This is a genomic window from Aquiflexum sp., from assembly GCF_041751335.1.
Taxonomy (GTDB): domain Bacteria; phylum Bacteroidota; class Bacteroidia; order Cytophagales; family Cyclobacteriaceae; genus Aquiflexum.
Genome location: NZ_JBGSXS010000450.1, coordinates 1 through 12625, shown reverse-complemented (window position 1 = coordinate 12625; position 12625 = coordinate 1). Strand labels below are relative to the sequence as shown.

11 protein-coding genes are annotated in these 12625 nt (G+C 38.3%); 7 read left to right on the top strand and 4 right to left on the bottom strand.

Translation table 11 applies throughout. The features are described 5' to 3' along the window. The coding region (locus tag ACEW8U_RS23480) for an aldo/keto reductase (protein ID WP_373524494.1) at positions 1-698 on the bottom strand (698 nt) is incomplete at its 3' end. Positions 699-775: 77 nt separating this feature from the next. Between ACEW8U_RS23480 and ACEW8U_RS23475 the strand changes: the two genes are divergently transcribed. Then, complete coding sequence (locus tag ACEW8U_RS23475) at positions 776-1165, top strand: Dabb family protein (protein ID WP_373524493.1); 390 nt, start codon at positions 776-778, stop codon at positions 1163-1165. Positions 1166-1212: 47 nt separating this feature from the next. Then, positions 1213-2550 carry a S41 family peptidase gene (locus tag ACEW8U_RS23470; RefSeq protein ID WP_373524492.1) on the top strand — a complete coding sequence of 446 codons (1338 nt, stop codon included), beginning with the start codon at positions 1213-1215 and terminating at the stop codon, positions 2548-2550. 136 nt (positions 2551-2686) lie between these two features. On the opposite strand, the gene ACEW8U_RS23465 is transcribed toward ACEW8U_RS23470, so the two are convergent. Beyond that, complete coding sequence (locus ACEW8U_RS23465; protein WP_373524491.1) at positions 2687-3229, bottom strand: SRPBCC family protein; 543 nt, start codon at positions 3227-3229, stop codon at positions 2687-2689. Positions 3230-3283: 54 nt separating this feature from the next. Then, positions 3284-4096 (bottom strand): alpha/beta fold hydrolase, encoded by an 813-nt coding sequence (locus tag ACEW8U_RS23460; protein ID WP_373524490.1) that lies wholly within the window; start codon positions 4094-4096, stop codon positions 3284-3286. 270 nt (positions 4097-4366) lie between these two features. Between ACEW8U_RS23460 and ACEW8U_RS23455 the strand changes: the two genes are divergently transcribed. The 5 genes from ACEW8U_RS23455 to ACEW8U_RS23435 all read left to right on the top strand — a co-directional run bounded on the left by ACEW8U_RS23455 (position 4367) and on the right by ACEW8U_RS23435 (position 11686). Further along, complete coding sequence (locus tag ACEW8U_RS23455) at positions 4367-4990, top strand: TetR/AcrR family transcriptional regulator (protein WP_373524489.1); 624 nt, start codon at positions 4367-4369, stop codon at positions 4988-4990. Beyond that, on the top strand, positions 4974-6359 hold the full coding sequence (locus ACEW8U_RS23450; protein WP_373524488.1) for a TolC family protein: 1386 nt from the start codon (positions 4974-4976) through the stop codon (positions 6357-6359). The genes ACEW8U_RS23455 and ACEW8U_RS23450 overlap by 17 nt, the downstream gene beginning before the upstream one ends. A 29-nt stretch (positions 6360-6388) precedes the next feature. Further along, entirely contained in the window at positions 6389-7516 is a 1128-nt protein-coding gene (locus ACEW8U_RS23445) for an efflux RND transporter periplasmic adaptor subunit (RefSeq protein ID WP_373524487.1), read from the top strand. A gap of 7 nt (positions 7517-7523) precedes the next feature. Next, entirely contained in the window at positions 7524-10931 is a 3408-nt protein-coding gene (locus ACEW8U_RS23440) for an efflux RND transporter permease subunit (protein WP_373524486.1), read from the top strand. A gap of 257 nt (positions 10932-11188) precedes the next feature. Further along, on the top strand, positions 11189-11686 hold the full coding sequence (locus ACEW8U_RS23435; RefSeq protein ID WP_373524485.1) for a UpxY family transcription antiterminator: 498 nt from the start codon (positions 11189-11191) through the stop codon (positions 11684-11686). Positions 11687-12063: 377 nt separating this feature from the next. On the opposite strand, the gene ACEW8U_RS23430 is transcribed toward ACEW8U_RS23435, so the two are convergent. After that, positions 12064-12625, bottom strand: a 562-nt coding sequence (locus tag ACEW8U_RS23430; RefSeq protein ID WP_373524484.1) for a WD40/YVTN/BNR-like repeat-containing protein, incomplete at its 5' end; no start/stop codon positions are given.

The following is a 12625-nucleotide window of genomic DNA, read 5'->3' as shown; positions in this document are numbered from 1 at the left end:
GCTTCACCCTGTCGGTTGAAGGATCTGTGGTCATCAGGTGCAAAATTAGTATTTTCATTATATTTTCCTGTCAACAGTCCGCTTGCCAATGGGACCCTTGCTATTATCCCGAAATCATTGATTTTTTCTTGTGTAAATAATTCTTCAGCGGGCTTTAATCTGAACATGTTGAAAATGATTTGAATTGTAGAAACAATTTCATGCTTCATGGCTGCTAAAGCCTCATCGACTGTCTCTACACTTACACCCATTTCAATGATTTTGCCTTCTTCCTTTAGTCTTTCAAATAATTCAAAAATTTCCTCCCTTTGATAAACGTCAGTAGGAGGACAATGAAGTTGTATCAGGTCCAAGGTGTTCAATCCTGTATTCCTGAGGGAGTTTTCCACATGGGTACGCAATATTTTAGCAGTATATCCTTCATTGGTATGTGGTTGTATTTTTCTCCCGCATTTGGTGGCTACATAAATGCGCTCGGGTGTTTCTCTAACTGCTTTCCCCACAGCGGCTTCACTCAATCCATCATCATAAACATCAGCTGTATCGATGAGATTTATTCCCTGATCAATTGCGGCCCGGATGATCTGGTTGGCATTTTTAGCGTCAAAAGACTTTCCCCAACCTCCTCCCACCTGCCATGTCCCAAGAGAAATTTCAGATACGAGCCAACCTGTTTTGCCTAACTTTCTATATTCCATTGTTGATTTGATTATTTGTGATGTGCATTTCAGAAAGCAATTTAAATCTTTATCTTTAGTTCCTTAAAAATTTCGCTATGAAATCAAGAAGAAAATTTCTACAAACCTTAACGGTCGCTGGGGCAGCGGCAACCTTACCTATTAATCTTATGGCAGAACAAGCAAAAAAACAAAAAATGATCCACCAGGTATTTTTCTGGTTGAATGACGGTATTGGTGTAAATGATTTTAAAAAAGAAGCTTCCGTTTTGGGAAAATGTAAAACAGTCGCAAAATTTTACTTGGGCACTCCGGCACCCACAGAGAAAAGATCAGTAGTAGACCATAGCTATCAAGTATCCTGTACCTTATTTTTTGATAGCATTGAGGATCAAAATGAATATCAAGTAGATCCGATGCACTTGGCATTCATCGAAAAAAATTCGAACAAATGGAACAAAGTTCAAGTATACGACTTTATTATATAAACCATTTGCATATTCGAATGCGTTTATTCTTAAAGAATAAAAAATCAATGAAAAATACCCGCTTAATTTATATTTGGATGTTGCTGATTATGGCAGCTCCTATGATTTCCTGTAATCCCGAATCCGATGATGTAGATCCAGGCAAAGTAGAAAATGTTGTCCAAAACGCCATTTTTGAAAGCATGAAGGAATTCTATTATTGGGAGGATAAATTACCTGAAACCTTCAATTCTGCTAATTTTTCTTCAAATGAAGAAGTATTGGAAGCATTGCGCTTTAAAGAACTGGACAGATGGTCATACTTGACTACCAGAGAAGCTTTTGATGCTGCATTTACAGGACAGGCAACAGGTGTCCATGGTGTGGGATTGGGAATTGATCAAGATGAAAATTGGTTTGTGACATTTGTTTACAATGATGGTCCGGCAGGTAAAGATGGTTGGAAAAGAGGTTGGCAGTTTTTGGAGATCAACGGTAAAGCCATATCTGAGTACAAAACAGCCAGTGGCGGGTACAATTTTCAGTTGGGTCCAAATGAAAAAGGTGTAACAAATACCTTCAAATTCAGGCTTCCTGATGGATCTGCAACCACCCGTACCATAGTAAAAGACGCCTTTCAAACCAATTCAGTACTGCATCAAACTGTTTATGATATAGGAAATAAAAAAGTAGGGCATTGGGTTTATCAAAGTTTCAGAGCCACCCAAGGACTAAGCCCTACAAGAAGTAGAGAAGTTGAGGACAGCTTCAATTATTTTATAGCCCAGAATATTGATGAACTAATTATAGACCTTAGGCTGAATGGGGGCGGATCTGTTGCTGTGACAGCCCAAATCCTAAATTATATTGCTCCAAGTTCAGCTAGTGGGAAAGTGATGTACATGGACAGACACAACAGTAATAAAAGTAACTTCAATAAGACCGTGAATTTCTCAAAAACAGGAAATTTAAGTCTCAATAGACTTATAGTAATTACTTCTAGAGGTTCCGCTTCTGCTTCGGAGTTGTTGATCAACTGTCTTACGCCTTATATGGACGTGGTTTTAATTGGAGATGATACCTATGGAAAACCGGTTGGATCTTTTCCTTTATCCTCTTTCAACAGGACCTTAAGTGCCAATAATGTAGAATTGGTGCCCATTACATTTGCTACTGCCAATGCGCAAAACAGGGCTGAATTTTTTGATGGGTTTCCTGCAAACTTTAAAGTTGGAGACGACCTGACCAGAAATTGGGATAACCGGGAAGAAAAGAGATTGAAAGCAGCCCTAGACTATATCAATAATGGGACTATTACAGGCAGGATTATGCATGACTATTATAAACCAAAATGGGAAATGATAGATGCTTTTGAAGGATTGCAGAAAGAGTTTCCTGTGTATTAGTATGAGAAGTAAGACATAAGTCACAAGACATAAGAATCAAGTGGCGAGATCAAATCAATAGAACTTAAAAAAACTAAGGATTAATGAATCAGAGTGAATAAATAGAAAAACCAGCGGATTTCGATCCGCTGGTTTTTTAATTATATTCAAGTATGTTTTTTAGATTTTCGAGTCCGGTCTGGAAATCATCTCCGACCATTGATTCCATGTTCATCACCCATAGCATGGCATTCATGGGATAGGCCATGTGTCCATTATATCCCCATCTTACCAAGGTTGTGTTTTCATTGGTGGATTCAAATTCCATAAAAGCTTTATCGTTTGATTCGAAAGGTTCGAAAAACCTCAATGCATAATCAATTCTCTCACCTTCCTGAATAGATAAAATCTCCTGTTCTCCCGCACCAACATCAGGATTTTCGCTTTTCCACGATGCAACAAAACCCACCTCGCCATCGGTGCCTCTATATTCCTTTTGCATATCAGGATCCATAAGTGCCCACTTACTGTAGTTGTCCTGGTTTTTCAGGTATTTGGTGTAATCATACACCTCTTGATGGGGTCTGCTGATGGTGATTTCTCTTACAACCGACACATCCTTGGTAGTGAAAAGGGCACCTATCAATGGAATTGCGATGATGATGGCTATGATTATAACCATGTTTTTTATTATTCTCATATTTTGCTGGTTTTGGGTAAGTCTGGTAAGATAAAAAAAAATTAAATTTTATCCTTATCCAAGGTACCTGTTTTCTTTCGAGGAAATGTAATCAGCGGTTTCAGATATGAGTGTATTGTGTCCGCAGGAAAGTTTTATTTTTTCAATGTGCGCAATTTGGGAAGTGAACCCTTTCAAGTTTTTGGAAGTGACCATTTGATCGAATTCTCCCGTAATCAAAGTTATTGGCGTCTGCAAATCATTGAGCAGATGGATGATTTGCTTCAGATCCGGTTGCAATGGTTTGAAGATATTCCAAGTGAAATATACCTGAGCTCTTTTGGTTCTTGTCTGCATTTGTGACTTGACAAATTTCACCAAACTGGTCTGCAAAAGCCCAAACCAGTTGAGAATGTCTATTGTTTTGAAAAATCTGTTCGGATGAAAGACCACATGCCTAAAACTCCTGTTTAATATTCCTGGTAAAGTAGCCATGTTGTACCAAAATCCGGTTTTTATTCCGTCAGGAGCCATCAGTGTGAGAGAGTTAACCAAAGTGGGAAATAATTCATAGGTCACAAGGCAGAATTTACCTCCCATACTATATCCGATCAGATGAAAGTTTTCAAAGTTTTCTTTTCTCATTAGAAGGGATATGAATTCTTTCCAGATTTCTTTGGTAAGCTTTTGGCTGTTGGATTTCCAAGTGCTTTGTCCATGAAAAAAGATATCAAAAACGAGATAGGTATCTTCTTCTTTTCTTAAAAAGAGAAAACTATCAAATGCCTTCATGTTTTGACCAAATCCATGAAACAGTAAATGGATATTATTACCATTTCCAAATTTCCTGTAAGCCAAATTTCCAAATGAAGTCAATAAAAATCTCATTTTGATTGAACCTTGTTTATGTGAAGAATCCCTTTATATCACATTCCAAATGTATGGAGATTTCATATTTAAGAAGCAAATCTTAATACAGAATTTGTTCAGCATGCACAGTTTCGGACAGACTAATATTTCAAATTGATCGAAAATGAACAGGTAGACCATGTTTTGTAGAGGTGTTAGCTGATTAAAAAAAATTAAATACTTAAAAAAACTAAGAAAACTTTGAACTTTTAAATAGTTTCCTGAGTTTTGTACTCAAATCGAAAAACTGTGGATACAAAGGAGAAGATTATAGAGACTGCAACAGAGCAATTTATGCGCTTCGGAGTAAGGTCAGTCACCATGGATGACATCGCAAGACAAGCTGGAGTATCAAAAAAAACCATCTATCAGGAATTTACTGACAAAAATCAATTGGTTTATGAGACTTTTGACACTGCCATTGAAAATGATAAAAATGAGATGGATCAAATTCCCAAATATCAGGATGGTGTCATTGAGCATCTTTTGGGATTGTCAGCATTTATCAAAAAACGATTTTCGGATTTTAATCCAATGGTTCTCAATGAAATCCAGCGCTACTTCCCTCAATGTTGGCAATTGTTTGAGGAATTCAAAAACAAACATGTGGTCAACGAAATCATTGAACTTTTGGATAAGGGTAAATCTGAAGGGGTAATCAGAAAAGAGATAAACTCCGAGATCATGGCGCTTATGCGGATGGAACAAATGATGTTAACATTTGATCCATTGAAGTTTCCCACCTCTAAATACAATCAAGTAGAATTACAAATGCAGATTTTTGAACACTTCCTTTATGGGATTTTTACAGATAAAGGAAAAGAAGCATACCTAAACCAAAAAAACACTAAGCAAAATGAAAACCACAATTAAACAAAAATCGGGGATTCTGGCATTCTTGATAGCGGTTTTTGCAGTCTTTGCAACCCAGGCCCAACAAGTAATTGAATTATCTTTGGAGGAAAGCCTAAGATACGCACTTGAAAACAATGTAGATGCTAAGAATGCGCAGTTAGAAGTATTGATTTCCAAGGGAATTATAGGGGAAAACAGAGCTGCTGGTTTGCCTCAAATAAAGGGAACACTGGAAATGACAAAGAACCTTCAGCCACCTTTACTTATTCTTCCAGCCGAGGCCGGAGGAGTGATTGGAGGCGATGATGGTGCTCCCGGACCAGGAAGCGGGCCTGATGATATTATTGTGATTCCTTTTGCAGTAAACTACCAATCATCACTTACATTCTCATTAGAACAGATGATTTTTAATGGATCTTATTTTGTAGGTCTCAAGGCTGCAAAAACTTTAAAATCCCTTACAGAATTTGACAAAGAAAAGACCGAAATAGATATCATTGAATCTACCAAAAAGGCCTATTTCACTGTATTAATCAATAAGGAAAGGAAAGACCTGGTATCAGCCAATCTTGAAAGGATAAAAGTGCTTTTAAAAGAAACTGAAGCATTATTTGAAGAGGGTTTTGTTGAAAAGCTTGATGTTAGCAGGGTGAAAGTCCAGCTAAATAACATACAGTCAGAGTTGAATAGGATTGAAGCAGCTGAGGAAATTAGCAAGCAACTTTTAAAACTTCAAATAGGCATGCCTCTCAATGTGGACATTAATGTTAACCAGAAAATAGTTGATGTCCATACCATAGCGGAATTGGAATCACTTCTCAATAATACTGGATACAGGAGGGTGGAAATCGATCAGGTTAATACCAATTTGGATTTGACAAAACTCGATATGAAAAATAACCAGGTTCAGTATATTCCAAACATTTCTGCTTTTGGGACTTTTCAGAGAGTAACCGGTGCCCAGCGGTTCAATACTGTTTTTGATCAAGAGAGATGGTTTTCAACTTCTTTTGTCGGACTAAGAATGAATATACCGGTCTTTGATGGCTTGAATAAAAGCTATAAAATTCAACAATCCAGGGTTCAGATCAGACAGCTTGAGAACCAACGGCATTTCATCGAAGAAAATATTGAACTGGAGCGGATTCAGGCAAAAACAACCTTAAGAAATGCTATCAGAACCTTAAATGTTCAATCAGAAAATAGGGAATTGGCTTTAGAGGTATTTGAAATGACCAAAATCAAATACCAAGAAGGAGTAGGTTCCAATCTTGAAGTGGTAGAAGCTGATTCTGCCCTTAAGGAAGCTGAAACAAACTATTTTTCCGCACTTTATGACGCACTAATAGCTAAAGTGGATTTGGAAAAAGCATTGGGATTACTTTAACCATTCAATAAGAAATAATAGAAAAAAATATGAAAACGAATTTTACACTTTTGATAATCGGCCTGGTGTTTCTGGCTACGGCTTGTGGGCAAAAAGACGAATTGTCCCAAAAGAAAGACGATCTGGCACAAATGAAACAGGAAGCCGCAATTTTGAGAACTTCCATCGAAAGTCTCGAAAAAGAGATAGGTGCTTTAGATCCTGAATTTGGACTTACCACCAGAAAGTCAGTATTGATTTCGACTATCCAACCTGAAAAGGGCCATTTTGAGCATTTTGTTGAAGTTACCGGTTCGGTGCTTTCCAAGAAAGATGTAAATATTTCGGGTGAAGTTTCAGGAAGAGTCCAAGAAGTAAATGCAACTGAGGGCATTCGTGTCAATAAAGGTCAGGTACTCGCAAGGATTGATGCTGAAACCATTCAAAGAAATATGGCGGAAGTTGAAACACAATTAGAATTGGCCTCAATTATTTTCGAAAAGCAGGAAAGGCTTTGGAAGCAACAGATCGGAACAGAAGTCCAATTCTTGGAGGCCAAAAACAGAAAAGAAACCCTTGAGAAAAATCTTTCTTCATTAAAAACCCAAGAGTCAAGAACATTGGTAAGAGCTCCTTTCAATGGCACTGTTGAAGAAGTTCTTGTTCGTGCCGGAGAATTGGTACAGCCTGGCACACCTTTGTTTCACTTTGTTGGAGATAGCGATCTATTTGTTGAGGCAGATGTTTCGGAGAGATACATAGGAATTTTGAATAAGGGAGACTCAGTGGATATTTACTTCCCATCAGTAAAAGAAGAATTTAAAACAAAAGTTTCGGCTGTAGGTGGGGTTATCAATCAGAATAATCGAACATTCAAGGTTGAAGTTGTTCTACCGAATCTCCCTTTCGCAAAACCCAATATGCTGTCGGTTTTGAGAATCAGGGATTATGAAAATCTAAATGCAGTAATAGTCCCCAATTACCTTATTCTACAGGATAATAAGGGAGACTATGTTTTTACAGTCGAAGACAATATGAGTAAAAAGAGATATGTAAAAAGAGGAATGACTTACAAAGAGGTGAGTGAAATATTGGAGGGCTTGTCGGGAAATGAAATTTTGATCGACAAAGGATTCAGAGAAGTTGGGGATAATTTTATTGTAAACATTGTTCAATGATAGACTTATGTCGCAGTTAGAAGAAAAGAAAAAAGGAGTCATCCGCGAGTTTGGCTTGAGCTCCCTTTCAGTGGATAATCAGACTTCGGTCGTTATTTTAGCTTTAATTATTAGTGTATTAGGTCTCTTGGCATACAGGACTATGCCCAAGGAAAGTTTTCCGGAGATTGTGATTCCTACAGTATATGTGGGAACAGCATATCCCGGTAATTCACCTATAGACATGGAAAACCTGATCACCAGACCGATTGAAAAGGAACTTAAGTCCATCAATAATGTAAAGAGCATCAAATCTACTTCGGTACAGGATTTTTCATCTATCGTGATAGAGTTCAATCCTGGCATAGAAATTTCAAAGGCCATTCAGGATGTCAAAGATGCAGTGGACAAATCCAAGAGCGAACTTCCCACAGACCTAGATCAGGATCCTGATGTGATTGAAATCAACACTTCTGATTTCCCGATTATGAATATCAATATCTCAGGAAATTACACTGAGGAGGAGTTAAAGAAATATGGGGAATTCCTAGAAGACGAAATAGAAAAATTACCGGAGATTTCTAAAGCTGAACTTCGTGGTACCATAGAAAGGGAAATTAGGATTGATGCGGACATATATAAAATGGAGGCACTAGGAGTTTCCTTTGGTGATATTTCAGATGCTGTTTCTCAGGAAAATGTGACGATTTCAGGTGGGAATATTCTTACAGGTAAATTCCGGAGGGCGCTCAGGATCACAGGAGAATTCAAAGATCCCAGAGAACTGAATGACATTATCATCAAAACAGAAGAAAACAAGATCGTTTATTTGTCCGATGTTGCTGAGGTCATAGATACGTACAAAGAAAGAGAAAGCTATGCAAGAAGCAGTAAACTTCCTGTAGTCACTGTAAATGTGGTCAAAAGGAGTGGTGAAAACCTTTTGGATGCCTCTGACAAAATAAAGGACATTCTGCAAAAAGCAAAAGTGGATAGGTTCCCAAATGACCTTCAGATTTCTGTGACCAATGATCAATCAACTAGGACCCGATCACAGGTCAGTGACCTTGAAAACAGTATTATTTTCGGGGTAATATTGGTTGTATTGGTTTTGATGTTTTTCCTCGGGTTCCGCAATGCCTTATTTGTGGGAATAGCGATTCCGCTTTCAATGTTTATTTCCTTTTTAATCCTGAATTCGCTCGGTATCACCCTCAACTTGATGGTGCTTTTTGCGCTAATTCTTGCCTTGGGTATGTTGGTGGACAACGGAATAGTGGTGGTGGAAAATATTTACCGCCTCATGCAGGAGGGTATGTCCCCAATAAGAGCTGCAAAAGAAGGAGTTGGTGAAGTAGCGTGGCCAATTATAACTTCCACAGCAACCACCTTGGCTGCATTTCTTCCATTGGCGTTTTGGGATGACCTGATCGGGGAGTTCATGAAATACCTACCCATTACATTGATTATCGTATTGTCATCTTCATTGTTTGTAGCATTGGTGGTGAATCCGGTATTGACTTCATTGTATATGAAAGTCCAGGATTTTGATAGGGTCAAGCCAAAAAAGAAACCGCTGGTGATAGCCCTGATATTTTCCGTAATGGCCATCATTTCGTATCTGGCCGGTTCCCTGACTTTTGGGAATTTATTTATGATTGTTGCAATATTGACTGTATTCAATGTTTTTGTCTTAAGAGGTGCTATTCGTTGGTTTCAAAATGTGTTTTTGGTGTATCTGGAAAACCAATATGAAAAAACGCTTAATTTTGCTTTGAGGGGAAAAAATCCATATTTATTCCTTTTTGGCACATTTTTGCTTTTGGTATTGTCTTTGGGATTATTGTACATAAGGGCTCCGCAAACCCTCTTTTTTCCGGATAATGAACCTGCCTTGGTAAATGTTTTTATTGAGAATCCAATTGGAACAGATACCGAGGCGACCAATAATTTCATGTTGGAAATGGAGGATGAATTGTTGCAATTATTGGAAAATCACCACCACATTGTGGATGCAGTTATCACACAAGTAGGGCAGGGTGCAGGAGATCAGGCAATGGGTCCGAGTACTGGAAATACCCCACACAAGGCAAAAGTTACCATTAGTTTTGTTGAATACCAGTTCCGAAAGGGGACAAATACCAACAAAATCATGGGAGAAATCCGGGATATGGTTGAAAAATACCCGGGAGTTTTGATCACTGTTGATAAGGAATTGGTTGGCCCGCCTGTGGGCAAAGCTGTCAATATAGAGGTGAGTGGTGAAGACTATGTGAAACTGATAGATTATGTGGGTGATTTCAGGGATTATCTTTCCAGTGCAAATATTCCAGGAATAGAAGAATTGAAAACAGATCTGGAACTTGGAAGTCCTGAAGTGCTGCTTAAAATTGACAGGGAGAAAGCCAGAAGGTTTGGCTTGTCCACCACTTCTATAGCAAATGAATTGAGAACGGCATTGTTTGGATTGGAAGTTTCGAAGTTCAAAGAAGGTGAAGAGGATTATCCGATCCAACTGAGACTTAAAGACGAATATAGATATGACCTTTCCTCTTTGATCAACAAAAAGATCAACTTTAGGGACAAATTTGGCAATAAGAAAGAGGTTCCCATTTCTGCAGTGGCTGAATTGGAATATGGTTCTACCTATGGTTCAGTCAAGAGAAAAGATTTGAATAAAGTCATTTCCCTATTTTCCAATGTGACCGATGGATATAATGCTACGGAAATTAATGAGCAATTAAAGGACTTGGTTGCCCAAGCTGATGTGCCTGAAGGTATAACAGTCAAATTTACCGGAGAACAGGAAGAACAGGCCAAGTCACAGGCTTTCTTGATGAGGGCACTGTTTATTGCCATTTCTGTGATATTCTTGATCATCGTTGCCCAGTTCAATTCCGTAACAACTCCATTTATCATATTGGCTTCGGTTGTGTTGAGTACTATTGGAGTATTCCTGGGACTGGTGATTTTCAATATGGATTTTGTGATAATCATGACAGGTATTGGTATCATTTCACTAGCGGGTGTGGTGGTAAACAACGCGATCGTATTGATTGATTATACTAATCTGGTAAGAGAAAGAAAAAGGGAGGAACTCAATACTCCTGAGGGTGAATTTCTTCCAATCGAAGAATTATTAAACAGTATTGTTTCTGGTGGTAAGACTAGATTGAGACCTGTATTGTTGACGGCGGTCACCACAGTCTTGGGTTTGATACCTTTGGCAATAGGCATGAATATAAATTTTGGGACTTTACTGAGTTCTTTTGATCCACAGTTTTTTGTGGGAGGAGATAATGCTGACTTCTGGGGACCAATGGCTTGGACTGTAATATTTGGTCTAACCTTTGCAACCTTCCTGACGTTAGTGATAGTACCTGTCATGTATTTATTGGCAGATAAATTAAACATGTTGATTCGTAGATTGAAATAGCATGATTAAATAAAGGTTGGTGGTTTTTAAATGTTTAAACCTCCGGGATATTATCTCGGAGGTTTTTAGTTTTTAGGACTGTTTTCGTGAATAAATTCAAAACATTGGGCTCATTAAGAAAAATTAACATTTAAGATAAAGCCGGAGCATTTTTTTTTAAAATATTTAAAAACCGTTTCAAATACTTTCAAAAATCGAAATAGGCTGTTTTAGTTCTTCAGAAATCCATATTTTTACGCATTAATAAAAATTTTTGTATGGCGGAATTGAAGTGGTTTGTATTATACACAACCTCAAGATCAGAGAAAAAAGTAGCTCAAAGATTAAAGGAAAGGGGATTGGAAGTATATCTACCTATGATTGAGGAATTAAGGCAATGGAGCGATCGAAAAAAGAAAATTCAAAAAGCCTTATTCAACGGTTATGTTTTTGTAAAAACAACCAAACCAAATTTGTGGGAGACCCTTCAGGTTCCCGGTGCGGTAAAGTTTGTGAATTTTTCAGGTGAACACGCAACCGTAAGGCAGGAGGAAATAGATACCATACAGCGTATTTTGGATACAGGAGTTGCCTTCGAAACTGATGGAAGCGAAATTGCCAAAGGAGAGCAAGTAAAAATCCTTGGCGGCCCGCTACAGGGGATGGAGGGAGAATGTGTCAATAAAGGCAATAGCGATTACTTTATCATCAGAGTCCCCGGTATCAATCAGAACTTATTGGTGAGTATTGAAAGGAAGTTTTTGCAGGTGGTATAGGAGATGCTAGATGCTAGATGTGAGATGTGAGATGTGAGGGTTGAGAATCAAGAGACAAGAGTCAAGAACCGAGAAGCGAGAGGCGAGAGATTAGAGCCAAGAAGTAAGAATCCAGAGCCAAGAAGTGAGAGCAGAGAAACGAGAAGTAGGGTAAGGGAGGTGAGAAATGATTAAAAAGAAAGGTGTTAAACAAGGTTGAAATAAATTAACCAACATAAAATCCTGTAGATTTTATGTTGGTTAATTTAATGGGAAAATCATGATTCCTTCTTTTCAATTTGTGGCCTTTACTGTTTTGTCGCTGTGGGATCTTTTACATTTTTAGATGATAATCCTTTTCGGTTCATTATTTTCAGGTTGCGGTTCGAAGTTGCTATTTACCTGCTCATGATAATTTCATAAACCCCACCTTTGTCCAAACCGACAAAAATCCGCTCCCTATCGGATTCACTTTTGACAATCAGGTCATAGACACCTCCGAAATCTACGCCGGGAAAATTCATGGTTTTCCAGGTATTACCTTTGTCCTGACTGTAGTAGAGTTCAAGAGGTTGAGGGTCTTCGATTTTGATCCATTTGCCTGCGAATACAAGATTTGGGTCATTTTGGCTTATGCCGATACCCATAAAAAAGTGAGCCTCTTCGTGTCGGTCAATTAGTGTCTTCCAAGTTGCCCCGTTATCAGTGGTTTTTGCCAGTTCTCCTTCCCAGCCTACGTAAATGCCCTGAGGAGATTGTTTGTCAAAGACCACTTTTTTGACAACTGTGGGGTTGGGAACAAGACCATTCCATTGATTTTGTTCTTCTTCTTCTTTGATATAAACCAAAAACCCGTTTTCGATGGCCCCCTGTCCACCAGCCCATATTTCACTAGGAGCATAGGGATTGACGAATACCCGCATCCGGTTTGCAAAAATCTGCCAATCTCCCCAAACAGGT